The organism is Rahnella bruchi (genome assembly GCF_003614975.1).
Taxonomy (GTDB): domain Bacteria; phylum Pseudomonadota; class Gammaproteobacteria; order Enterobacterales; family Enterobacteriaceae; genus Rahnella; species Rahnella bruchi.
Genome location: NZ_QZWI01000001.1, coordinates 1094722 through 1118593 on the forward strand (window position 1 = coordinate 1094722; position 23872 = coordinate 1118593).

18 protein-coding genes are annotated in these 23872 nt (G+C 54.1%); 8 read left to right on the plus strand and 10 right to left on the minus strand.

The annotated features are described in order from the left end of the window. Window positions 1-72 precede the first annotated feature (72 nt). Both degP and dgt read right to left on the minus strand, forming a co-directional pair. Entirely contained in the window at window positions 73-1524 is a 1452-nt protein-coding gene (gene degP, locus D5398_RS05205) for a serine endoprotease DegP (RefSeq protein WP_120506614.1), read from the minus strand. Between the two features lie 207 nt (window positions 1525-1731). Further along, window positions 1732-3246 carry a dGTPase gene (gene dgt, locus D5398_RS05210; RefSeq protein ID WP_120506615.1) on the minus strand — a complete coding sequence of 505 codons (1515 nt, stop codon included), beginning with the start codon at window positions 3244-3246 and terminating at the stop codon, window positions 1732-1734. A 183-nt stretch (window positions 3247-3429) separates the two neighbouring features. Between dgt and mtnN the strand changes: the two genes are divergently transcribed. From mtnN to D5398_RS05225, 3 genes are all read left to right on the plus strand, one after another. After that, window positions 3430-4134: a 5'-methylthioadenosine/S-adenosylhomocysteine nucleosidase gene (gene mtnN / locus D5398_RS05215; protein ID WP_120506616.1), complete on the plus strand. Its 705-nt coding sequence runs from the start codon at window positions 3430-3432 to the stop codon at window positions 4132-4134. Between the two features lie 20 nt (window positions 4135-4154). After that, window positions 4155-4946 carry a vitamin B12 ABC transporter substrate-binding protein BtuF gene (gene btuF, locus D5398_RS05220; RefSeq protein ID WP_162940716.1) on the plus strand — a complete coding sequence of 264 codons (792 nt, stop codon included), beginning with the start codon at window positions 4155-4157 and terminating at the stop codon, window positions 4944-4946. A 334-nt stretch (window positions 4947-5280) separates the two neighbouring features. Beyond that, the gene (locus tag D5398_RS05225) at window positions 5281-5526 is read left to right on the plus strand and encodes a hypothetical protein (RefSeq protein ID WP_120506617.1); all 246 of its coding nucleotides are present in this window, start codon (window positions 5281-5283) and stop codon (window positions 5524-5526) included. 107 nt (window positions 5527-5633) lie between these two features. Here the strand turns inward: D5398_RS05225 and erpA are convergent, their stop codons facing one another. Further along, entirely contained in the window at window positions 5634-5978 is a 345-nt protein-coding gene (gene erpA, locus D5398_RS05230; protein ID WP_147243261.1) for an iron-sulfur cluster insertion protein ErpA, read from the minus strand. Window positions 5979-6081: 103 nt separating this feature from the next. Beyond that, window positions 6082-7545 (minus strand): H(+)/Cl(-) exchange transporter ClcA, encoded by a 1464-nt coding sequence (clcA, locus tag D5398_RS05235; RefSeq protein WP_120506618.1) that lies wholly within the window; start codon window positions 7543-7545, stop codon window positions 6082-6084. 184 nt (window positions 7546-7729) lie between these two features. Between clcA and hemL the strand changes: the two genes are divergently transcribed. Beyond that, the gene (hemL, locus tag D5398_RS05240) at window positions 7730-9010 is read left to right on the plus strand and encodes a glutamate-1-semialdehyde 2,1-aminomutase (RefSeq protein ID WP_120506619.1); all 1281 of its coding nucleotides are present in this window, start codon (window positions 7730-7732) and stop codon (window positions 9008-9010) included. 95 nt (window positions 9011-9105) lie between these two features. Here hemL and fhuB read toward each other — a convergent pair whose 3' ends face one another. The 6 genes from fhuB to hrpB form a co-directional block, all read right to left on the minus strand. Then, complete coding sequence (gene fhuB, locus D5398_RS05245) at window positions 9106-11094, minus strand: Fe(3+)-hydroxamate ABC transporter permease FhuB (protein WP_120506620.1); 1989 nt, start codon at window positions 11092-11094, stop codon at window positions 9106-9108. Beyond that, window positions 11091-11993 carry a Fe(3+)-hydroxamate ABC transporter substrate-binding protein FhuD gene (fhuD, locus tag D5398_RS05250; RefSeq protein WP_120506621.1) on the minus strand — a complete coding sequence of 301 codons (903 nt, stop codon included), beginning with the start codon at window positions 11991-11993 and terminating at the stop codon, window positions 11091-11093. The genes fhuB and fhuD overlap by 4 nt, the downstream gene beginning before the upstream one ends. A 1-nt stretch (window position 11994) precedes the next feature. Beyond that, complete coding sequence (gene fhuC / locus D5398_RS05255) at window positions 11995-12807, minus strand: Fe3+-hydroxamate ABC transporter ATP-binding protein FhuC (RefSeq protein WP_120506622.1); 813 nt, start codon at window positions 12805-12807, stop codon at window positions 11995-11997. A gap of 82 nt (window positions 12808-12889) precedes the next feature. Then, entirely contained in the window at window positions 12890-15118 is a 2229-nt protein-coding gene (gene fhuA, locus D5398_RS05260; protein ID WP_120506623.1) for a ferrichrome porin FhuA, read from the minus strand. A gap of 351 nt (window positions 15119-15469) precedes the next feature. Continuing rightward, a complete protein-coding gene (gene mrcB / locus D5398_RS05265) occupies window positions 15470-18097 on the minus strand; it encodes a bifunctional glycosyl transferase/transpeptidase (RefSeq protein ID WP_120506624.1) in 2628 nt (875 codons plus the stop codon). Window positions 18098-18322: 225 nt separating this feature from the next. Then, window positions 18323-20764, minus strand: a complete 2442-nt coding sequence (hrpB, locus tag D5398_RS05270; RefSeq protein ID WP_120506697.1) for an ATP-dependent helicase HrpB — start codon at window positions 20762-20764, stop codon at window positions 18323-18325. Window positions 20765-20860: 96 nt separating this feature from the next. Here hrpB and thpR point away from each other — a divergent pair, with 96 nt between their 5' ends. The 4 genes from thpR to gluQRS all read left to right on the plus strand — a co-directional run bounded on the left by thpR (window position 20861) and on the right by gluQRS (window position 23812). Continuing rightward, window positions 20861-21403: an RNA 2',3'-cyclic phosphodiesterase gene (gene thpR, locus D5398_RS05275; RefSeq protein ID WP_120506625.1), complete on the plus strand. Its 543-nt coding sequence runs from the start codon at window positions 20861-20863 to the stop codon at window positions 21401-21403. A gap of 42 nt (window positions 21404-21445) precedes the next feature. Continuing rightward, window positions 21446-22165 carry a DNA/RNA nuclease SfsA gene (sfsA, locus tag D5398_RS05280; RefSeq protein ID WP_120506626.1) on the plus strand — a complete coding sequence of 240 codons (720 nt, stop codon included), beginning with the start codon at window positions 21446-21448 and terminating at the stop codon, window positions 22163-22165. Between the two features lie 244 nt (window positions 22166-22409). Further along, window positions 22410-22865 carry an RNA polymerase-binding protein DksA gene (gene dksA / locus D5398_RS05290; RefSeq protein WP_095924702.1) on the plus strand — a complete coding sequence of 152 codons (456 nt, stop codon included), beginning with the start codon at window positions 22410-22412 and terminating at the stop codon, window positions 22863-22865. 62 nt (window positions 22866-22927) lie between these two features. Then, window positions 22928-23812: a tRNA glutamyl-Q(34) synthetase GluQRS gene (gene gluQRS / locus D5398_RS05295; protein WP_120506627.1), complete on the plus strand. Its 885-nt coding sequence runs from the start codon at window positions 22928-22930 to the stop codon at window positions 23810-23812. The last annotated feature ends 60 nt before the right edge of the window (window positions 23813-23872 follow it).

The window sequence follows — 23872 nt, forward strand, 5'->3', positions numbered from 1 at the left end:
AGACATTGTCATAAAGAGGGGCACAAAAAAGGCACGCCGAAGCGTGCCTTACAGAGGACGACTACTGACGGGTTACTGAGCCAGCAGATAAATCGAGGTGTCGCCACGCTGAATGTCCAGCGCCAGAACGTTTGGTTTGGTGTCGAGAATTTTACGCAACTCACCCAGATTGGCGACTTTCTGCTGGTTCACACCCAGGATCACATCGCCTTTTTTCAGGCCGATGCGAGCCGCGGTAGAACCGGCTTTCACTTCATCAACTTTCACGCCTTTCTGATCGCCTGCAGCGCCATTGCTCAGCTCAGCGCCTTCGATGCCGGTGTAAATGTTGCCGGATTCGACTTTAGGCGTCTGAGTGCTTTGTTCAATGGTGACATCAACGTTCACCGGTTTACCTTCACGCAGCAGACCCAGCGTCACTTTAGTGCCGATTGGCATAGTGCCGATATCAGCACGGAACGAGGCGAAGCTGCTGATTGGCTTGCCGTTCATGCTCAGGATCACGTCACCGGCTTTGATACCCGCTTTCTCTGCCGCAGATTTCGGCATAACCTGGCTGATGAATGCGCCGCGCTGTGCATCCACTTTCATGGCTTTCGCCAGTTCAGAATTCAGCTCGGTGCCCATGATACCCAGCTCGCCGCGTTTCACCTGACCGAACTCGATCATCTGTTTGGACAGGTTTTTCACCATGTTACTTGGGATCGCAAAACCGATACCGATGTTGCCACCGTCCGGTGCCAGGATCGCTGTATTCAGACCAATCAGCTCGCCATTCAGGTTCACCAGCGCACCACCGGAGTTACCCCGGTTGATTGCCGCATCGGTCTGGATGAAGTTTTCGTAGTTTTCGATATTCAGGCCCGAACGCCCCAGCGCAGAAACGATACCAGAAGTCACTGTTTCGCCCAGACCATACGGGTTACCGATTGCCACGGTGTAATCACCAACGCGCAGCTGTTCGGAATCTGCCATTTTAATCGCAGTCAGGTTTTTCGCGTTTTGCAGCTGGATAACCGCGATGTCTGAACGTGGATCTTTACCGATCACTTTCGCGTCGAATTTACGGCCATCGTTCAGCTGAACGCTGATTTTTGTGGCATTATCAACGACATGATTATTGGTAACAACATAACCTTTGTCAGCATCAATGATGACGCCGGAACCCAGCGCGCGGAAATCTTCTTTCTGTTCAGGCGCAGGCTGACCGTCCGGTCCCTGACCGCCACCCTGGCAAACAGGTGAACCCTGGAACGGAGAACCGTCCTGGCACAGCGGCGAGTTCTGGCCAAAGAATTGCTGGAACTGCTGGCCCATGCGCGGTGTTTTCACCGGCGCGCTGCCTTCAACGTTCACACTCACCACGGATGGCATGACTTTTTCAAGCATCGGCGCAAGGCTTGGCAGCTGTGTGGTGCTTGCAGATGAAGACGCTGTTTCAGCAGCCAGTGCAGAAGAAACCGGGGCCATTGCCATCCCGATGCTTAACGCTAATGCGCTGAGGAATAAACTCGATTTTTTCATTTTTCAGGATCTCTTAAAATTATTGTGGCAACCAAAATAGTCGCATTGCTTGGTAGTCGTGATACTGAGATGTTATTAATAGCGTGAAGTTCATCATGGTCGATCTGACAATGGTAAAAAAATATTGTCAGTATTTACAAATGGCGTTTTTTCAGACAGTTCCGTAAAGAAAATTAAAGAGAGTTCAATTTGTCTTTTTAAAACAAATTACTCAGCCGCCATCAGCCTTCTGTATTCGTCATAGGCATAAAGGTCAGTCATCCCGCTGATATAGTCCTGAATCATTCTCGCCCGGTAATAAAACTCCTGCGCCGCATGTTCCCCTGACGGTAATCCTTCGAGAGCCGTGATCGCATTGTTGTAGGCCAGCCGATGCTTGGCAGAAATCTTATGCAACAGGCGGGTTTCAATCGGATAATTCCGGTGCGTATCCTCCTGAACCAGCAGAGAAAAATCGGAAATCGGCATATCCAGCAGCGGGCTGTAGATATCCAGCAATCCGCTGATAACCCGGTAGCCCTGTAATTCCAGCTCTTCTACTTCGTGATGATTGAATACCTGTTTAAAGGCTACACTTTTATAAATTTCCAACAAACGGTTAGCCTGGCTTTCATCTTCGAGCAGGGCATGATTAAAAGTGCCCTGATAAATATCTTCTATATTATCAATGAAGCGGCGGGCGGCGTGCGGAACCAGCTGCTTAACGGTCTGAACGCGCAATTCCATAAAGAAGTAATCGACCGGATTACGGAATGTTTTGGCTTTATCCATCTTTTCGTAAGCGGTGCGAACCACTTTATCGAAGAAGTCATTTTTCTCTATCTCGCCCCATTCGCGACACAGGTAATTATAGAGCTGGTCAACGCTGAAAATATTCTTCTCGACCGCATCCTCCAGATCCGCAATACAGTAAGAAATATCATCCGCCGCTTCCATAATGTAGGTCAGCGGGAAACGATTGAACTCGCCCAAACTCAGTTCGCTGCGCAGATCTTTAATAAAAGGCTCTTCTGCCAGATAAAAACCCGGTTTTTTCATCAGGTAGTCATGTGAAGGCAGTTTTGTCATCGAATAGGCCGGGCGGGTGTATTTCAAAATGCAGGCGGTCTGGCTGTAGGTCAGATTGAGTTTCAGCAAAGTAAATACCAGCCGGATGGCCTGCGCATTGCCTTCAAAATTGCACAGGTCATAGCGGATTTTGCTGCGCAGACGGTTCAGCTCAACCTCACCTGCGGCCAGGCGCAAACTTGCCACCAGACAGGAATCGGTTTCCTGCGGTGTTTCGCCACAGCTGGCGGTATCCAACCTTTTGGCAAACCAGTTATTAATAGCCGATTCACCAAAATGCCCGAACGGCGGATTGCCGATATCGTGCATCAGGCAGGCCATTTCGACCACGCTTTCGAAGGGATCGGTAACATCGTCAAGACCATACGCTTCGAGTTTCCCCTGACGACGCAGACGGTGCAGAATTTCTTTGGCGATATGACGGCCAACCTGCTGAACTTCTAGGGAATGTGTCAGACGACTGCGGACAGCGGCATTTTTCTCCAGCGGAAAAACCTGCGTTTTTTGCTGCAAACGGCGGATGGCGGCGGAGTTAATAATGCGCCCCCGGTCGCTTTCAAACTGGCGAACCACGTCGTACGCATCACGCACCTCAATCGGGCCGCTGAAAGGACGCTGAAAATTGAATTTCGCTTTAAAATCGATCCCGGACATGATTTCCCGCCTTTTCAGTGACTCACGCATCAAACCGATACGCTTGCAGCCTGATAATCCTGCATCCCAAACGCATTATCTCTTACCTTTAGCCATGATAGACTATCGCACATTGTTTTCGTGATTAAACCGTCAATTCCGCACAAGCTGCGGTTCATTCCAACCACATCTGCGAGTATTCATATGAAAGTAGGCATTATCGGTGCAATGGAGCAGGAAGTGACCCTGCTGCGCGACAAAATCATCAACCGTCAAACTATCGAACGCGCAGGCTGCGAAATCTATACCGGTCAGCTGCACGGCGTAGACGTGGCGCTGCTGAAATCAGGTATCGGTAAAGTGTCCGCAGCGATGGGCACCACGCTGTTGCTGGAACATTGTAGTCCTGATGTGGTGATCAACACCGGCTCCGCGGGTGGTCTGGCGAAAACGCTGAAAGTGGGCGATATCGTCGTTTCTGATGAAGTGCGTTATCACGATGCTGACGTCACCGCTTTTGGCTATGAACCAGGCCAGATGGCTGGTTGCCCTGCCGCTTTCACTGCCGATCCGGAACTGATTACTCTGGCAGAAAACTGCATTCGTGAACTGAATTTAAATGCCGTCCGCGGTCTGGTGTGCAGCGGCGATGCCTTTATTAATGGTGCCGCGCCTCTGGCTCGTATCCGCGCAACTTTCCCCGCCGTTGCCGCTGTGGAAATGGAAGCGGCAGCCATCGGTCACGTCTGTCACCTTTTTGAAACGCCATTCGTTGTCGTTCGCGCCATTTCGGACGTGGCTGACGGGGAATCTCACCTGAGCTTTGAAGAATTCCTGGTCGTCGCCGCACAACAATCCACCCTGATGGTAGATGCGATGCTGAAAGCACTGGCAGTCTCAGAAGAGTGATAGTCCGCCGGTTTTGTCTCATGCTCAGTTGCCTGTGGTTGCCTCTGACGGCCACAGCAGCACCGGCGCAACGGGTGGTCAGTCTGGCGCCTAATCTGACAGAACTGGCGTATGCTGCCGGTCTTGGCGAACGTTTAGTCGGAGTTAGTGCTTACTCCGACTATCCGCCACAGGCCAGCAAGCTGGAACAGGTAGCAAACTGGCAGGGGATCAACGTCGAACGCATCGTGACGCTGAAACCCGATCTGGTGCTCGCGTGGCGTGGCGGAAATCCTCAGCGTCCTCTGGATCAGCTGACGTCCCTTGGCATCAAAGTGATTTATCTTGATCCGCAAAACGCAGATCAGATAGCACAAGCGCTGGAACAACTCGCCCCTTACAGCCCTTCGCCCGCTACCGCGCAAAACGCCGCAAACGCATTTCGCCAGCAATGGCAGGCACTTAAGCTGAAATATCACCGTCAGACTCCGGTTCCGGCGTTTATCCAGTTCGGCACACAGCCATTATTTACTGCCGCCGCCGCCACGATACAAAATGAAGTGCTGGAAGCCTGCGGCGCAAAAAACATTTTTGCCGACAGCCGTGTCCCGTGGCCTCAGGTCAGCCGGGAGCAGGTTTTGACCCGTCATCCCCAGGTTATTGTTATCTCTGGCGGAAAATCGCAAAAACAGGTCATTGAAGATTATTGGCATTCTCTGCTCACAGCGCAGGTCATCGCGCTGGATCCGGACTGGTTCAGCCGTGCAGGGCCGCGTATCTTGCTGGCAGCACAACAGCTCTGTCCTCAGCTGGCAGCGCTGCCTCAGAGGTGAATACTTACTAACATAAACTACTGTGGGTCTCTTTCCCTCCCTGTCGCACTTTTCTGAATTGTTCTTTTATTAACCAAAATCAATAATTGAATGCTGTCATCTGGTAATATCCCTGGCGTAAAATCTTCGCTGCAACGCACTTCCCCGCTTTATTATTATCTCTTTGTTATACATCGAAATATAAAAAGTCTGGCGCGTGGGTAATAAGAAACGTCAGAGAAAGGCGTGATTTTCATCCGGATCATAAGTAATCCGAATTAAAGGCTTCGAAAACTTTACCGATAACTTTTTCAGCTTGGGCTGAATTTTTACAACACCAGCAGGATAAAATTTAATGAAAGCTTTATTACTCAGCGCGTTGCTCGCCTTGAGCCCGCTGGTTGCTGTCGCCGGCATAACAAGTGGCGAGATTCATGTCAGCCTGACTATTTTGCCCAGCTGCAAAATTGATGCGGCGCACAGCGGAACGTCCGTCACCTGCGCCAGCCGGACGATGATGCAACCCCACATCAGTGAAATGATGCTCACTGCGGTGCCGGGGATCAGCATGGATTCAAAGCTGGTAACAGTGGAGTGGTAATCCCCTTGTGAACGCTTACTTACCTGACCGCCCTGTTCTCTACACTTTTTACGCATAAAAAAAGCCCGTCTGCATCAGCAAACGGGCTTTTTCTTTAAGACGGGTGATTAAATACTAAATGAAGAACCGCAGCCACACGTAGTTTTTGCGTTAGGGTTAGTCACGACAAAGCGCGAACCTTCCAGACCTTCAGTGTAATCCACGGAACCACCGACCAGATATTGCAGGCTCATCGGGTCAACGACCAGCGCCACACCGGCTTTCTCGATGGTCATGTCACCGTCGTTAATTTTATCATCGAAGGTAAAACCGTACTGGAATCCGCTGCAACCACCACCGGTGATATAAACACGCAGCTTCAGGTTTGGATTTTCTTCATCCGAAATAAGGTTCTGTACCTTACGTGCCGCGGCCTCAGTAAACTGTAACGGCAACGCGGCTGTGTCATTCATCAATGCTTCGCTCATAATCTCTCACTCCCAATCCGCATTTGTTCAGGCCGCCGGATTGACTGTCTGAATAATGTACTCATTATCTAATACCTGAAAGTATGGTTCAAGTATGGGGATTTTTTGTTGCGCTGTCCTGCTTAATGGTGCCTTCTGCGTCGGGTTCTGCCTGGGCTTTCTCTGCATTTTCACGTTCCTGCCTCTGCAAGGTGCGGGTGAGGATCGCGGAATACAAGGGCTTACCGCCTAAAAACTGTGCCAGTAAGGTGGCGCCAAGGCAGGTGATGATCATCGGTAAAATAAGCTGATAGTTATCGGTCATTTCGAGAACCAGCACAATACCGGTGAGCGGCGCGCGGACGCTGGCGGCAAACAGCGCCCCCATTCCGGCTATCGCAAAAGTAGCAGGCTGGATCCCATACTGCGGGAACCACGTCAGCGCAGCGGTACCAAATGCCGTGCCCAGCAGCGTGCCCAGCGCCAGCATCGGGGCGAAAATCCCACCCGGCGCGCCGGAAGCAAAGCACAAAAGCGTGGTCACTACGCGGACAAGGAAAATCGCCAGCAACATCAGCAGGCTGTATTTTCCTGCCGCCGCCAGCGGGATCAGCGCAAAGCCGCCACCCGTCGCTTCCTGGTGAATCAACCCGAGCAGGCCACAAAAGCCCCCCAGCATCCCGCCGATAATCAGAATGTTACGCAGATTACCGCCATGAACGCGGGCAAACATGTCCTGCGTGCGGAAAATCAGGGCGTTGAACGTTACGCCGACCACGCCAAAAACCATCCCCAACACCAGATACAACCACAGCGTATTAAGCGGTGCGCTGGCCAGCTTGCCCACTTCAATCACTGCACCGTCACCGTTAAAAATACGGAAAACGATGCTCGACATAATCACACCGATAAATACCGCTTTTATCGAAATCAGGCTGTAACGAAATTGCAGACGCATCTCTTCAAGGATAAACAGAATACCCGCCAGCGGGGCGTTGAAGGCCGCAGAAAGGCCGGCAGCCGCACCGGTCGCCAGCAGCGAATGGCGCGCTTCTGCACTGCGCAGTCGGAAAATATCGTACATCATCTTCCCGACATTGGCGCCCATCTGTACAGTCGGCCCTTCCCTGCCCAGCACCATGCCCGCGCCGAGCGTGCCCAGACCGCCAAAAAATTTCACCGGGATCACCCGCCACCAGCGGACAGGACGCATCTCTTCCAGCGCCCCTTCGATTTCCGGGATCCCCGAACCGCCCGCTTCCGGCGCGAATTTACGTACCAGGTAATAACCGAACATCGCCATGACCGCCGAGATAACAAAGGTCAGCGGCCACAGCAGGATCCAGTAGTCACTGAAAACCCCAATGCTCGAAAGACGCAGTGCCATCACCAGATTCACTGTTTTCTCAAATGCAACGCCGAGCAAACCGGCGATAGTCCCCACCAGCGCGGCCATGATCAAAATCGTGACCGGTGTTTTATCCCGGCGCAGCAAAAGGCGCAGCGCCTCGCTGCGTTTGCGGGGGCCGCGGACGTGCACGCTCTCTAAATTCTCAGTCTCAGGTTCATTCATAACGGAAAGGGAAATACAGGCATGGTAGTAGAAGATTGATAGATTTAATCATACAAATTGCCTGCCTGACAGGATCTACAACAAAATGCAGCACGGTTTACGGTTTTATATCGCCGCTCAGTTCACTAGAATGGGCGCATCAAAATTTCTTTACCCAGAACCCAGTAATTTCAGGAGTTGAATAATGAGTAAGTCTGAAAGTCTGTTCACGCAGGCGCAAGCGCTAATCCCGGGCGGTGTTAACTCGCCGGTACGTGCCTTCTCCGGCGTTGGCGGCGTGCCATTATTCATCGCGCGCGCTGACGGCGCTTTCCTTTTTGATGCCGATGGCAAAGCCTATATCGACTATGTCGGTTCATGGGGCCCGATGGTGCTTGGCCACAACAACGCCGAAATCCGCAGTGCGGTGATTGAAGCCGCCGAGCGTGGTCTGAGCTTCGGCGCGCCGACTGAAATGGAAGTCAAAATGGCCGAACTGGTCACCGGTCTGGTGCCAAGTATGGACATGGTTCGCATGGTGAACTCCGGTACCGAAGCGACAATGAGCGCCATTCGTCTGGCTCGTGGCTTCACGCATCGCGATAAAATTGTCAAATTCGAAGGCTGCTATCACGGTCACGCCGACTGCCTGCTGGTGAAAGCCGGTTCCGGTGCGCTGACCCTCGGCCAGCCAAACTCTCCGGGTGTTCCGGCTGATTTCGCCAAACACACGCTGACCTGTACGTATAACGATCTGGATTCAGTGCGTGCCGCATTCGAACAATTCCCTGACCATATCGCCTGTATCATCGTTGAGCCGGTCGCGGGCAACATGAACTGTGTGCCGCCACTGCCGGAATTCCTGCCAGGTCTGCGCAAGATTTGTGACGAGTTTGGCGCGCTGCTGATTATCGACGAAGTGATGACCGGTTTCCGCGTCGCGCTGGGCGGTGCTCAGGAGTATTACGATGTGGTGCCTGACCTGACCTGTCTGGGCAAAATCATCGGCGGCGGTATGCCGGTGGGCGCGTTTGGCGGTCGTCGCGACGTGATGGAAGCGCTGGCACCGACCGGTCCGGTCTATCAGGCCGGTACCCTATCCGGTAATCCGATTGCGATGGCAGCCGGTATCGCCTGTCTGACGCAAGTTGCACAACCGGGCGTGCATCAGACTCTGACAGAGCGCACCACGCAGCTGGCTGAAGGTTTGCTGGATGCGGCGCAGGAAGAAAATATCCCGTTCGTCGTGAATCATGTCGGCGGGATGTTTGGTCTGTTCTTCACCGATGCTGAAACTGTGACCTGTTATCAGGACGTGATGAAGTGCGACGTTGAACGCTTTAAGAAGTTCTTCCACCTGATGCTGGAAGAAGGCGTTTACCTGGCACCTTCCGCCTTTGAAGCCGGCTTTATGTCTCTGGCCCATACGCAGGAAGACATCCAGCGCACCATCGACGCCGCTCGCCGCTGTTTCGCTAAGCTTTAATCCTATCTGCCTCCTCCCCCTGCGCAGGGGAGGAGCAAAGCCCCCGGCCAAAGAAAGATCCCTTCTCAACATCTCCCTTTTTTACCTGAAATTGTCTATTTCGCCTGTTTTCTCAACAGATAGATAAAGTACGGTGCCCCGATAAATGTGGCGAGTAAGCCCGCCGGGATCTGGTTCGGGAAGATAATCATCCGGCCACACCAGTCGGCAAATACCATCAGTAAACCGCCGAGAATACTGGCGACCATCCACTGCGGAACCGCGCGACGAAAGCCCATCATCCGCGCCATATGCGGTGCCATGAGTCCGACAAAGCTCAGCGGCCCGATGGTCAGTGTCGCAGCAGCCGTCATCACCGCCGCCAGCATTAAAATCGCCATTCGGGTTGGCGTCAGCGCAATACCTACCGATTTCGCCGTCACGCTGCCCAGCGGTAAAATATTAATCCAGCGACGGCAGAACGGCACAATCACCATCAGGACAGCCGCAATAATCAACGTACGCCATGCCGCATCGGCGGAAACAGAGTAAGTAGACCCGGAAAGCCAGGTCAGCAAACCACCCATACGCGGATCACCGCTCGCCAGCAGCAATGCCATCAGCGTGGTGAATGCGGTACTCAGCGCGATACCCGTTAGCAACATACGTTCAGCGGAAAAACTGCGCAGACCCGATGCCATCATAATCACCAGCAACGTCAGCGCCGCGCCGAGGCTCCCCGCCGGTAACAGCCAGGCAAAGGCATCGCCCGGTACGATAAACATCATCACCACCACGCCGGTTGCCGCGCCCGAGCTAATCCCCAGCACTTCGGGACTCGCCATCGCGTTACCGGTGAGCTTCTGGATAAGCACGCCGGAAGACGCCAGCATAATGCCCGCCGCCAGCGCCGCCAGCACGCGCGGCAAACGCCACGGCAGCAGCGCCTGTAAATCAGCGCCTGTTGACCAGCTCCAGCCTGTCGCGTTACGTCCGGCCATCAGCGCGATAACCAGGCCAACAAACAGTACCGCCAGCGCCAGCGCGACCCAGCGCACCAGATGGTGACGCTCAGCCGGTACGTTATCCCCCTGATCCATCGGCGGCGGCGTCATGTTGTTGCGAAGACGCGGCAACAGCCACAACAGCAGCGGAGCACCGACCAGCGCGGTGGCGGCCCCGGTCGGAATTTCCATCCAGAACGTGGTGATGTACTGCATCACCTGATCGGTGAACCACAGCAACAAAGCACCAATCAGCGGTGCCATGAGAAGCCGCGCAGGCAAACGTCGCGCGCCGAGTATTTTCGCCAGCAATGGGGCGAATAGACCGATAAAGCCAACGATACCGACCGCGTTAACCAGCTGCGCACTCATCAGAATAGCGAGCGTCAGCACCGCCAGACGCGCAGCGGAAAGCCCGAGGCCAAGGTTTTTGGCAACGCCGTCGTCCAGCCCCAGAAGCGTCATCGGACGCTGCAACAGAAACGCCAGCAGCCAGACAATAATCACGCGCGGCAACAGGAAGCTGGCAACATCCCAATCCTGCTGCGTCAGTGAGCCGCTGCTCCACATATACAGGCTTTGCAGGCTCTGATAATTGAAGATGCCAATCAGACCGTTGACCGCACCGCAATACAAACCGAGCACCAGACCGGCCAGGATCAGCGTGACCGGTGACATGCGTTTTCCCCAGGCGATACCGAATACCAGTGCGCCAATCACTACCGCGCCAGTCATCGCAGCAAACTGCTGGGTGATCATCCCGCCAGGCAGTGCCCACAACGTCGCGACCGTCAACCCGAGTTGCGCGCCAGCCGAAACGCCGAGCGTCGCAGGTTCAGCCAGTGGGTTACGTAATACCTGCTGGAACAGCAAACCGACCAGCCCCAGCCCGGCACCGGCCAGCAATGCCACGGCGATGCGCGGCAGCGAGCTGTAATGGAAAAGCATCTGCTGCACATTGTCGATATCCGGCTGCCACAGTGCGCCGCGCCATTGTGCGTAAGGCAATTGCTGGTGCAGGTTGTAAATACTGAGCGCGCCCGCAGCCAGTGCCAGAATAATCAGAAGCGTCAGCGAAACGCTGAGCGAACGGCGGTTCATACCGGTTTCCTCAGTGTGCTGGTTAAAATATTGCAAAAGTGCATCGCGCTGAACGTTGCGCCGTAGTACCAGACAGCAGGAATGACGGTGAACTGATCCGCACGCACGAAAGGCATCGATTTCCACAGAGGCGTTTTTTCAACGACTTTCATGATGCTGGCGCTGTCATGGTCGAAACACAGCACGCGGGCATTTTTGATCGCTGCCAGTCTTTCAACACCGACGGAAACGCTGCCCCAGAAACTGCCCTCGCCCTGCCAGGCATTGGTAAGCCCGACATTATTCATGACTTCATGCAGCATACTGCCCTGACCAAAGACCAGAACATGGCGCGGATCGATAAAAGTAATCAGCAACAACGGCTGCTGTGCGACCGGCTTCAGCTGTTCGCGGGTTTTGGCTAAGGTGTCCCGATAAAGCTGCAAATGCTGTTCTGCGCGAACCTGTAAACCCAGCGTATCCGCCAGTTTATGCAAAGAGCTGATCGCCAGATCTAAGGGCTTCGCAGAACCGTCATTGGCTTTGACACTCAGCACCGGCGCGATGGACTCCAGCTGACTGGTCGCCGGGCCGTACCCTTTAGTCACCAATACCAGAGAAGGTTTGAGTTGCTGGATAAGTTCCATATTGGGTTCGGTACGCTGACCTACGTCAATCACGCCCGGCACCAGCGGCGGTTCTCCTACCCAAATGTTGTAGTTACGGATATCCGCAACTGCCAGAGGCATTACGCCGAGGGCAATCAGAAGTTCAGCGGGAAGCCATTCGAGGGCAATAATGCGGCTGAGATCGGGACGGTTCGCTGACAGCGCAGGCAAGGAGGTCAGTAACGGGGAGAGCGCCATCATCTGCAAAATGCGACGGCGGGTTATTCCGGAAAAATTTGAAATATCAGACATATCAGTATACGAAGCTCACCGGTGCGCCACCCGCAGGATGCGGCAAAATGCCCATCGGAATGCCATAAATTTGTTCGAGCACGTCACCGCGCATCATCTCTTCGGGTGTACCTTGTGCGATCATCTCGCCACCACGCAGCGCCATCAGCTGGTCGCAATAGCGGGCTGCCATATTCAGATCATGCAGAACCGCAATCACGGTTAAGCCTTTTTCACGGCTAAGACGCTGGATCAGGGCCAGTACGTCTTTCTGATGCGCAATATCCAGCGCAGAGGTCGGTTCGTCGAGCAGCAGACAGCGGCTGTCCTGCGCCACCATCATCGCCAGCCAGGCACGCTGGCGCTCGCCACCGGACAGGCTGTCGACCAGACGATGTGCGAAAGGCCTGAGGCCCACCAGCGAAATCGCTTCTTCGACTTTTTCTTTATCGTGATGTTTGAAACGTCCCAGTGCGCCGTGCCACGGATAGCGGCCAATCGCCACCAGCTCCTGCACGGTCATGCCTTCAGCGGCGGGAAGTTGCTGCGGCAGATAGGCCACCTGCCGCGCAAAGGCTTTGCTGTCCCACTGCGCCAGTGGCGTTTCATTGAGATAAATGGTTCCTGATGTCGCCGCCTGATGGCGTCCCAGCATTTTTAACAACGTCGACTTCCCTGAGCCATTGTGACCAATCAGCCCGCACACTTTCCCTTGCGGGAAAGTCAGCGACAAGGGTGCCAGCAGCGTTCGCCCCGGAACCGTAAAACTGACCTCTTGCAGGCGGAATACACTGTCCGGCAGCGGGGAAGAAGGATGTACGTTGTTATCAGGCATAAGATTTTCTACGTCGACATCTGGTTGAGAACAGGAAACGGGCACGACCAGCGTGCCCGGAATTTAGTGCTTATAACGGATATCAGAAACGGAACGTGGCTGTTGCTACCACCTGACGATCTGAACCCCAGTAACAGGCGTAATCGCGGTAGCAACTGGCGACATATTCGCGATCCAACAAGTTGTTGATGTTCACACCCACGGAAGAACCCGGCAGGCCGAAGCGGCCAAGATCGTATTTAACCGTAGCATCAACCAGCGTGTATGAGGAGACATTGAAAGCTTCATTCGCTTTGTCTGCATTCACGCCGTTCGCCGTGTAGAAGCTGGAACTGGCACCGACATAACGCACACCGGAACCAATGGTCAGGCCGCTAAGTGCCGTTTCGTGGAAGGTGTAATCAGCCCACAGGGACGCCATGTTTGCCGGCACTTCAACAGGACGCTTGCCTTCGAAATTGGTGTCATGCGTGTATTTCGCATCAGTGTAGGTGTAAGACGCCGTAATGTTGATGTTGGCGTTAACTGCGGCTTTAGCTTCGAGTTCGACACCGCGTGAACGGATTTCACCAGACTGAACGCTGAAGTTGGCATCAGAAGGGTTGGCCGTCAGGTTTTTATCTTTCGTCAGCTGGTATACCGCTGCCGTCACGCTGATCGGACGATCGTTCGGGATGTATTTGATCCCGGCTTCGTACTGTTTACCCATTGAAGGATCGAACGGTTTGCCTTCTTTGCTGGCACCTGCGGTCGGTTCAAAGGATTCGCTGTAGCTAAAGTACGGGGAAATACCGTTGTCAAACAGGTAGTTCAGACCACCACGCCAGGTGAACTGCTCGTCATTAATCTGCGATGCGCTGTTGGTGGTACGCGTAAAGGTTGAGCTTTTCGCAAAGTCGTAACGGCCACCAAGGGTCAGGATCCACTGATTCCATTCCGCCTGATCCTGCACGTACAGACCCGTTTGTTCCTGCCGATTGAGGATCTTATACGGGAAGTACAGTGAAACGTTGCCGTTACCGTATTGCGGATTGGCCAGATTCAGATTGCTTGCGCTGCCGTAGTCCGCGTCAATGTCGTTACGCATACGCATGTAATCGACACCTGCCAGTACGGTGTGATCGACATCGCCGGTACCAAATTTGGCCTGAGCCTGCGTATCAACATCAAAGTTCGCCAGCTTCTCTTTGGACTGAACGTAGCTGCGGGTGATATTGCCGTTACCGAGATAACCGAAGCCGTAAACAGATTTATATTCGGTATCGAGTTTGGTGTAACGCAGGTTCTGGCGCACCGTCCAGGTATCATCAAATTGATGCGCGAAGCTGTAACCGACCATTTTCTGGTTGCGGGACATGCGGTTGCCCGCTTCACCCTCGTTGAAATCTGTCGGCAATTTATGCGCTTTACCGTTGGCGTCGTAATACGGCACCACGGTACCTTCACGAGGTAACCAGCCGTAGTAACCTGCGTCCGGATCGTTCTGGAAATTGCTCAGGAAGGTAAAGTCTGTTTTATCATCAGGACGCCATGAGAATGACGGCGCAATCGAATAGCGTTTCTCTTTCGCCATTTCCTGCTGCGCATCCTGACTGCGTGCCACGCCGGTCAGACGGTAGGAATACACGCCTGCATCGTCGATAGCATCGCTGAAATCAAAACCGGTCTGATACAGATTGTCTGTACCCATTTTGAACTGTACTTCTTTCAGCGGTTCAGTGGTCGGGCGCTTGCTGACCATGCTGACCACGCCGCCGGGGTTGCTCTTACCGTACAGAACGGATGACGGCCCGCGCAGCACTTCAACGCGCTCAAGCATGTACGGATCCATCGACACTTCAGAATAGTTGTCGCCCTGAAGTTTGATGCCGTCCAGATACTGGTTGGTGTTAACAGAAGTGAAACCACGGATTGCCATGGCGTCGATAGTGTTAGAGCTGCCACGGCTGGCGAAGACACCCGGAGTATAACCCAGAGCTTCTTTCACGGTCACAGGCTGCTTCATGTCCATTTCTTCGCGGGTAACCACAGAAACAGATTGTGGTGTCTTCACGAGTGGCGTGTCGGTTTTCGTACCGGTTGCGCTATGCTTTGCCGCGATAGTCGCCGCCGGGCCCCACGCAGATTCCTGTGGTGCATCACTTGCAGATGAAGCAGTTACATTAATCGTGTCTTCTGTCGCAGGCGCGGTAGTTGCGGCACCGGCATAAAATGCGGCAGAACCCAGTGCTGCGGTAATGGTTAAAGCTAACGTCCGACGCTTAAATGCGCCTTTTGGGACAGAAATTGAAAGCGAGCGTTGAGAAGCCATTGCATTATCTCTGGAGTGGTAATGGGAATGTAAACGATAATTATTATTATGACCGTCGCATATTATGCGCAATGCTTGCCCGTCTGCAACACTAATTAACACATAGATTGGCTGAATGAATAAAAAATACCCCTATGTTAAATATGGGTAAAAACGCCTATAAATTAAACGGCGACGAATGTGACAGGCTTGCGGAGAATGTGAACCAGCACGGGTTAATTTGAGTTAAGAATAACAAATAAAAAGGGCACGATTTTCATCGCGCCCTTTTTTACTGTCGATGCAATATCCTAAATCATTCAAGTCGGCTCAAGGCCGTCTTCACGAACCAGTTTGAAGGATGACGGATATTTAATTGCCTGAGCCGAACATATCCTTAATCCAGCCCGCAACGCCGTTGCTGTCTTTCTTCTCATTCTGAGATTGTGGCTGTTGCTGTTGCCCGGATTGCTGCTGCTGTTGTTGCTGCTGCTGAATCTGTTGCTGCTGTTGCTGAACTGCCGTCACAGAAGCCTGACACATCGCATCCGGTGAATCAGTCCAGACAGGGATGGAACGCGTTGCGCCACCGCCGCCAAGCATCCCGCCGCTGTTGTTGCCGCAGACAAAGTTACCGCTGCCATCAATATTCATCGTACTGATGCCTTCCGGCATTTGCAGATCCAGCGGCTGTGGCGTGCCGTTCTCCAGATAGCGTCCGTACAGTACCAGCGCACCGGTTGAACCCCACAGTTTAGACGGGCCATTGTTATCGCGGCCAACCCAGGTAATCGCCACCTGATTGCCGTCGATACCTGCAAACCAGCTGTCACGCAGCTCGTTCGATGTACCGGTTTTCGCTGCCAGATGCAGTTTCGGGAACTTGTTCGCCAGTGCGCGTGATGTCCCTTCCTGCACAACCTGTTGCATCGCATACAGCGTCAGATATGCCGCCTGTGAAGGGATCACACGAACCGCCTGCGGGAAGCTCTGATAAAGCACCGTGCCGTCTTCCGCAATCACCGAACGTACCGCTGACAGTGGCGCTTTGTTACCGCCGCTGGCAATAGTCTGATATTCCTGCGCCACTTCCATCGGCGTCAGTGCAATCGCACCGAGCAGCATCGACGGCGTCTGGTTCAGAGATTCTTTCGGGATCCCCAGGTTTATCAGCGTACTGGTGATGTTATCCAGCCCCACCGCCATACCCAGATTCACTGTCGGAACGTTCATAGAACGCGCCAGCGCATCCACCAGCAGAACCTGGCCACGGAACTGATGGTCATCGTTCTTAGGCGACCATGTCTGTCCGTTCGCCAGTTTCAGCGTCAGCGGCTGGTCGGCCAGAATGGTGTTCAGGCGGTATTTATCCGGCTGTGAAAGCGCAGTCAGATAGGTAGCCGGTTTAGCCAGAGACCCCACCTGACGGCGTGCCTGCATCGCACGGTTAAAGCCTGCGAACTGCGTTTCCGCGCCGCCGACCATCGCCCGCACTTCGCCGGTATAACGGTCAACAATGACCATCGCGGTTTCGATGTCATTCAGGCCGCTTTTCTTGCGCAGTAACGGAATGCCTTCTTCGACTGCTTTTTCCGCCGCATCCTGAGAAATCGGATCCAGCGTGGTGAAGATTTTCACCCCGGACATGTCCTGAACTTTATCGCCCAGTTTCGCCTGGAGCTCCTGACGCACCATCTGCATAAATGCAGGCTGAGGCGAAATCACACCGCCTTTCGGCTGCACGCCAAGCGGACGCGCGCTGAGCATGTCATACAGTTCCTGATCGATAACTTTCTGATCAACCAGTAAACGCAGCACCAGATTACGACGCTGCAACGCCATTTGCGGGTTGCGCCACGGGTTATACAGCGACGCGCCTTTCACCATGCCGACCAGCAATGCCTGCTGATCCAGACTCAGTTCATTTACCGGACGGCCAAAGTAATACAGGCTCGCCAGCGGGAAACCGCGGATCTGATCTGAACCGCTCTGGCCGAGATACACTTCGTTCAGATAAAGCTCAAGAATGCGGTCTTTGCTGTAATCCGCGTCGAGCAGGATAGCCATCACCGCTTCACGCGCTTTACGGCTCAGGGAGCGCTCGTTGGTCAGGAACAGGTTTTTCACCAGCTGCTGAGTCAGCGTTGAACCGCCCTGCACCGCATGACCGGCAGTCAGGTTAGCCAGCACCGCACGACCAATGGAATAGAAGTTGATACCGTCGTGCTCATAGAAATGGCGGTCTTCTGTCGCCAGCAAGGTATCGACCAGCAAATCCGGGAAACCGGCACGCGGCACGAACAGACGCTGTTCACCGTTGGCGTTAGACGCCTGCAACATCGTGATCAGACGCGGATCGAGGCGGAACAGCCCGAAGTCATGCTGATTATCCAGATTCTTAATTTCTGTCAGGCTGCTGCCGTCAAACATCAGACGGGCGTTCACCTGCCCTTCTTTACCTTCCGGGAAATCAAACGGACGGCGCAGCAAATCGATGTAATTCGCATGCACCGTAAACTCGCCCGGACGGGTGATACGTGTCACTTCACGATATTGCGTGCCTTCCAGCAATCCGACCATTTCAGCTTTGCTAAACTGCATGTCCGGCTCAAGATTCACCTGACGACCATACACCGCCGCAGGCAACTGCCAGACTTTACCGCCGTCAATGCGGTCATGGATTTGCCTGTTAAGGTAAAACGCATAAATTCCGAGCAGAATAAGAAAAACGATGAACAGTTTGACTAACAGCCAGAAAATACGGCGCTTCAGGCTCTTTTTCCCGCCTTTTTTGGCTTTACGCGGCGGTGCTTTACGGCTCATGCGAGATCCCTGTTCTTCTTCGTACTCATCGTCATCCTCATACTCGTCATCGATTTCTTCTTCGTAATCATCGTAGTCGTCGTCCCGGCGGCTACGGCGAACGGGACGAGCCCGCGCAGGCTTACGCCCGGCAGGTTTACCTTTACGGCCAATCGGCTCGCGATCATCGCCAGACATCAGTCAATCTCCCAACGTGCTGCTGTGTTCGTCATAATGATTCTGCTTAGCTGAGTCATTTTCATTTTTGATTTCAAAAAACACTGTATTTCAAAAAGATACCGTCAATGGCCTGAAGTACAGGCCGCAAGGCGCTTACTCTGTGCCTCGCTTAAGTTTTCGCCCACAGGAAATGTCTGAAAAATCGGCCCTTTCATGCACAATTTTTAAAGGCTCAGACAGGCATCACGGCGCGTGTTTTTTCGTCCGTCGCGTAGGCAGCGCCTCTGCCGGATTGTCCGGCCACGGATGTTTGGGGTATCGCCCTTTCATTTCTTTCTGCACTTCGCGGTACGATCCCTGCCAGAAAGCCGCCAGATCGGCGGTTATCTGCAACGGACGCTGTGCCGGTGAAAGTAATTCCAGCACCACGCCAACGCGGCCTTCCGCCAGTTGCGGGCTGCGCTGCTCGCCAAACATCTCCTGCATCCGCACCGAAAGTGCCGGTGGCTGGTCTGCATGATAACGGATTGGCAGACGACTGCCAGTCGGCACGGTGTAATGTGTCGGTAAGGCACTGTCAAGGCGCTGACGTTGTTGCCAGTCCAGCAGCCTTAATAAGGCGTCATGCAAATCAACCTGTTGCAGTGATTTTAACGAGCGGACACCCTGTAAAGAGGGTTGCAACCAGCGCTCCAGACCGTCGAGTAATGCCTGGTCATCCACCGCAGGCCAGTCGGCTTCCGGCAGCCATTTAGCCGCACAGAGAAGCCGCGTGCGCAGTTGTTCTGCCGCCACCGACCAGTTCAGCGCCTGCAAACCCTGCATGCGGATCCAGTCGATCAGCGCCTGTTGCAGCTCTTCATCGTCTGGCTTAGCCAGCGGATTGGCTTTGAGCACCAGCCGGCCAATCTGCCAGCGTCGCCACGCGCGCAGCGTGCCTTTTTCTTCATCCCACTCCACGGCGGTTTGTTCTTTTACTACGTCGGGCAGACGCGCAGGCAGTTGCGTAATGTCCAGCGAGACAGCCAGCAAAATGCGGGCGTCCGGGCTGTTGTTGCCCTGCAATAACTGCGGTGCGACCAGCCATGGCGCACGGGTTAAACCATCGTCCTGCGGCAAAGACGCGCCAAGCCCGTTCGCCAGCAGATAGCGGCCATCTTCGCCACGACGCTGCGCAATACGGTCGCTGAAGGCGCGGGCCAGCAGCCACGGTGCAAGGGAAGCATCCGGCTCACCGTTTTTCGCCCCTGCCCGCTGCGCCAGCTGTTTTGCCCGCCGCTGCCAGTTGCCCTGCGGGCGGCTGAACCAGTAATCGATATCGGGCAATCCGCCGCGAGGTGGCTCTTCAAGCATCGCGGCCAGCAATGTCGCCGTCGCCAGCGCATCCGGACTTTGTGCAGCAGCAGTAATCAGCATCGCCGCCAGCCGGGGCTCGCAGCCCAGCCGGGCCATACGCTGCCCGGCGGCGGTGAGTTTGCCCAGCGCATCGGTGGCACCGAGCTGTTGTAACAGGTGTTTAGCGGCAGATAATGCGGCAGCAGGCGGCGTATCCAGCCACTGAAGTTGCGACGGGTCCTGACAACCCCACTGCAACAGTTCCAGCCAGAAACTGCTCAGATCGCTTTGCAGAATTTCCGCTTCTGCCTGCGCACTGGCGCGTTCGGCCTGCTCTTTGCTGAACAGATGCCAGCATAAACCCGGCTCCAGACGTCCCGCACGCCCTGCGCGCTGGGTCATCGAGGCCTGACTGATGCGCTGCGTTATCAGCCGCGTCAGACCACTGCGCGGATCAAACTGCGCGCTGCGCTCCAGACCGCTGTCCACCACCAGACGGATCCCTTCGATGGTCAGACTGGTCTCGGCAATATTGGTCGCCAGCACGACTTTGCGGCGTCCGGCGGGCGAAGGCTGTATGGCTTTTTGCTGTTGTTCAAGCGATAACGCGCCGTATAGCGGGCAGAGATCGACATCGGCCGCTACCCTGCCGGTCAGCAGATTTTGCACACGGGTAATTTCAGAAACGCCCGGCAAAAACAGCAGTAACGAGCCGTGATTTTCGCTCATCAGACGGCTGACAACACGTGCCACGCCTTCATCCAGCCTTTCGTGGGTGGCGAGGGAAAGATACTGCCTGTCGACAGGGAAACTGCGGCCTGCGGATTCAATGACCGGCGCATCCGGCAATAAAGTGGACAGACGCAGATTGTCGAGTGTGGCCGACATAATCAGGATTTTTAAGTCATCGCGCAGCGCATTCTGCACATCAAGCAACAGCGCCAGCGCGAGATCGGCCTGCAAACTACGTTCATGGAATTCATCAAGAATGACCATCGACACACCGGTCAGTTCAGGATCAGCCTGCACCATGCGGGTCAGAATGCCTTCGGTAACCACTTCGAGACGGGTCGCTGCGCTTGTTTTACTTTCGGCGCGCATGCGGTAACCCACGGTCTGCCCCGGCGTCTCACCCAGCTGTTGCGCCAGACGGAAAGCCACATTTTTTGCGGCCAGACGACGCGGTTCCAGCAGCAGAATTTTGCCCGGGAAATTAGCCTGTTTGAGCAGCTGCAACGGCAGCCAGGTCGATTTACCCGCACCGGTCGGGGCGAGCAAAAGCACCTGCGGAGCCTGTTGCAGTGCGGCTAAAAGCGGTTCAAGTACGGCGCTGACCGGCAAAGAAGGCAATGAATTCACCATGAGAGTTAACTTTAAACGGCGGGCATTGTAGCATTTAGCCCCACATCCGGCATGTTGCCGTGATTTGTCTGCTCAGGAATCACTATGTCTGCCGAACGCCGCCTGTTTTTCGCCTTAACCCTGCCTGCAAAATTGCAGAAGCAGGTGATTAAGTGGCGTGCGGACAATTTTCTGGCCGAAACAGGCCGTCCCGTTGCTGCGGCAAATCTGCATATCACTTTGGCGTTTCTCGGGGAAATCAGCGAGCTCAAGGCAGAGGCGCTAACCCTTGTGGCCGGGCGTATTCAGGCCAAAAAGTTCAGCCTGACACTGGATGATATCGGTCACTGGCCGGGCTCGGGTGTGGTGTGGATTGGCACAAAGCGCGCACCGAATGCGCTGTTGCAACTGGCTTCAGTATTGCGCTCCCACGCCGCACGCAATGGCTGCCATCAGAGCACGCTGCCATTTCATCCGCACGTTTCACTCTACCGCAGCGCCACGCGCCCTGTGGCGATCCCGCCCGCCACCCCGGAATGGATGCTGGAAGCCACAGAATTCAGTTTGTACGAATCCTTGTATGAAAAAGGGCGCACCCGTTATCGCTGTCTGCAAACCTGGCCACTGGCTGACGCACCGGCAACTTAACTTTACTGCTCACATAAAACTCTACATCACACGGAAACTGTCATGCACTTCGAGCCTGCGCTTCAACCCGCCACTTTGATCAAACGTTACAAACGTTTTCTCGCGGACGTGATTACGCCGCAAGGCACGGAACTGACTCTGCATTGTGCCAATACCGGCGCAATGACAGGCTGCGCCACGCCGGGCGATACCGTCTGGTATTCCACGTCGGACAATCTCAAGCGCAAGTACGCCAACAGCTGGGAACTGACCGAAACGCGGCAAAACCACTGGATTTGCGTCAATACGTTGCGAGCCAATCAGCTGGTACGCGAAGCCATTACACAACAGCGAATACCGGAATTATCCGGTTACAGTAAACTCACTTCAGAAGTAAAATACGGCACCGAAAATAGCCGTATAGACTTGATGTTACAGGCAGAAAATCAACCTGACTGCTATATTGAAGTGAAATCTGTCACGCTGTTGCAAGAAGGACAGGGATACTTCCCTGATGCAGTTACACTGCGCGGGCAAAAACATTTGCGCGAGTTACAGTGGATGGCAGAACAGGGGCAGCGAGCCGTACTTTTCTTCGCTGTTTTACATTCAGGCATTGAAAGCGTGTCCGCTGCACACCATATTGATCCCCGTTACACCCAATTGCTAACGCAGGTTCAGAAAAACGGTGTAGAAGTGATGTGCTACGGTGCCGCACTTTCTGCTGAGGGTATCCGCCTCACAGAACGATTACCGCTGGTTACGAAATCACTAAACGGATAAACCCAGTTCGGATAACCCTGTTATTAGCCCTCGGCGGCATAAAAAACAGGTCGCGAATACGCTTTTCCTCACAGCCTTGTCAAGCACCTGCGAGGAATAATTGCCAACTTCGTTGCCTTCTGTTATTTATAGCGGCCTGATTTTTCCCCCGTTGGGGATCGAAATGTTCGAAGCCGGCACGTTGCAGTTTTGCTGTGACGCAAAAAGCGGATGAACATAGTGCGTGTTATGTAGGAGAAGCATCATGCAAGAAGGCCAAACCCGTAAGACGTCGTCCTTGAGCATTCTCGCTATCGCTGGGGTGCAGCCGTATCAAGAGAAGCCGGGCGAAGAGTACATGAACGACGCTCAGCTGGCTCACTTCAAAAAGATTCTTGAAGCATGGCGCAATCAGCTCAGGGATGAAGTAGATCGTACCGTGACACACATGCAAGATGAAGCTGCAAACTTCCCTGATCCGGTAGACCGTGCCGCTCAGGAAGAAGAGTTCAGCCTCGAACTGCGTAACCGTGACCGTGAACGTAAGCTGATCAAAAAGATTGAAAAAACACTGAAAAAAGTGGAAGACGAGGATTTCGGATACTGCGATTCCTGTGGCGTTGAGATTGGCATCCGCCGTCTTGAAGCACGTCCTACCGCTGATTTGTGTATCGACTGTAAGACTCTGGCAGAAATCCGCGAAAAGCAGATGGCTGGCTAAGTTTCGGGTCCCACGCGGTGCGTCATGCACCGCGTTCCCTTTAAGCGCAGTACCCCATTTTTATGCCGCAAGAACAACACTACACAGGCCGTTTCGCCCCCTCACCTTCCGGTGACCTTCATTTTGGTTCGCTGATTGCCGCGCTTGGCAGCTATTTGCATGCCCGTTCGCAAAACGGACAATGGTTAGTCCGCATCGACGATATCGACCCGCCGCGTGAAATCCCCGGTTCCGCTGATCGCATTTTAGCCACGCTCGAGCGTTACGGGCTGGAATGGGATGATGAGGTGGTCTGGCAGTCGAAACGTCACGAAGCCTATCGCGCCGCGCTGGACTGGTTGTATCAGCAACAAAAAAGTTATTACTGCACCTGTACCCGCCAGCGGATTTCGCAAACTGGCGGCACCTATGACGGCCACTGCCGTGATTTAAATTTAGGTGCAGAAAACGCCGCTATCCGCCTGCGCCAGACATTACCGGTGTACGGTTTTGATGACGATTTTCAGGGGCATTTGCAGGCCAGCGCGAAACTGGCCGAAGAGGATTTTATTATCCGCCGCCGTGATGGCCTGTTTGCCTATAATCTGGCGGTGGTGGTGGATGACCATTTTCAGGGAGTAAATCACATCGTGCGTGGCGCGGATCTGATTGAACCGACCGTGCGGCAGATTTCCCTTTACCGGCATTTGGGTTACGCGCAGCCCGGATATCTGCATTTACCGCTGGCGCTCAATGAAAATGGCGATAAGCTTTCCAAGCAAAATCACGCGCCCGCGCTGCCGGAAGGCGATCCCCGTCCGGTTATCATTAGCGCACTAAAATTTTTAGGCCAAAGGCTGCCGGAAAACTGGCAGGATTACACTTTGCCTTTATTATTACGCTGGGCGACAACACATTGGACGACGGCTGATATCCCGCATCAGGGCGCTAATGCTGCGCAGATGTGACATCGGCATTCTCAAAGCGGCTACTGTGAGCTATGATTAGCCGCTGTTTTTGCGTCACGC

Coding starts and splice junctions, on each gene's coding strand:
- degP (WP_120506614.1), bottom strand. CDS start 1,524: ATGAAAAAATCGAGTTTATTCCTCAGCGCATTAGCGTTAAGCATCGGG.
- dgt (WP_120506615.1), bottom strand. CDS start 3,246: ATGTCCGGGATCGATTTTAAAGCGAAATTCAATTTTCAGCGTCCTTTC.
- mtnN (WP_120506616.1), top strand. CDS start 3,430: ATGAAAGTAGGCATTATCGGTGCAATGGAGCAGGAAGTGACCCTGCTG.
- btuF (WP_162940716.1), top strand. CDS start 4,155: ATGCTCAGTTGCCTGTGGTTGCCTCTGACGGCCACAGCAGCACCGGCG.
- D5398_RS05225 (WP_120506617.1), top strand. CDS start 5,281: ATGAAAGCTTTATTACTCAGCGCGTTGCTCGCCTTGAGCCCGCTGGTT.
- erpA (WP_147243261.1), bottom strand. CDS start 5,978: ATGAATGACACAGCCGCGTTGCCGTTACAGTTTACTGAGGCCGCGGCA.
- clcA (WP_120506618.1), bottom strand. CDS start 7,545: ATGAATGAACCTGAGACTGAGAATTTAGAGAGCGTGCACGTCCGCGGC.
- hemL (WP_120506619.1), top strand. CDS start 7,730: ATGAGTAAGTCTGAAAGTCTGTTCACGCAGGCGCAAGCGCTAATCCCG.
- fhuB (WP_120506620.1), bottom strand. CDS start 11,094: ATGAACCGCCGTTCGCTCAGCGTTTCGCTGACGCTTCTGATTATTCTG.
- fhuD (WP_120506621.1), bottom strand. CDS start 11,993: ATGTCTGATATTTCAAATTTTTCCGGAATAACCCGCCGTCGCATTTTG.
- fhuC (WP_120506622.1), bottom strand. CDS start 12,807: ATGCCTGATAACAACGTACATCCTTCTTCCCCGCTGCCGGACAGTGTA.
- fhuA (WP_120506623.1), bottom strand. CDS start 15,118: ATGGCTTCTCAACGCTCGCTTTCAATTTCTGTCCCAAAAGGCGCATTT.
- mrcB (WP_120506624.1), bottom strand. CDS start 18,097: ATGTCTGGCGATGATCGCGAGCCGATTGGCCGTAAAGGTAAACCTGCC.
- thpR (WP_120506625.1), top strand. CDS start 20,861: ATGTCTGCCGAACGCCGCCTGTTTTTCGCCTTAACCCTGCCTGCAAAA.
- sfsA (WP_120506626.1), top strand. CDS start 21,446: ATGCACTTCGAGCCTGCGCTTCAACCCGCCACTTTGATCAAACGTTAC.
- dksA (WP_095924702.1), top strand. CDS start 22,410: ATGCAAGAAGGCCAAACCCGTAAGACGTCGTCCTTGAGCATTCTCGCT.
- gluQRS (WP_120506627.1), top strand. CDS start 22,928: ATGCCGCAAGAACAACACTACACAGGCCGTTTCGCCCCCTCACCTTCC.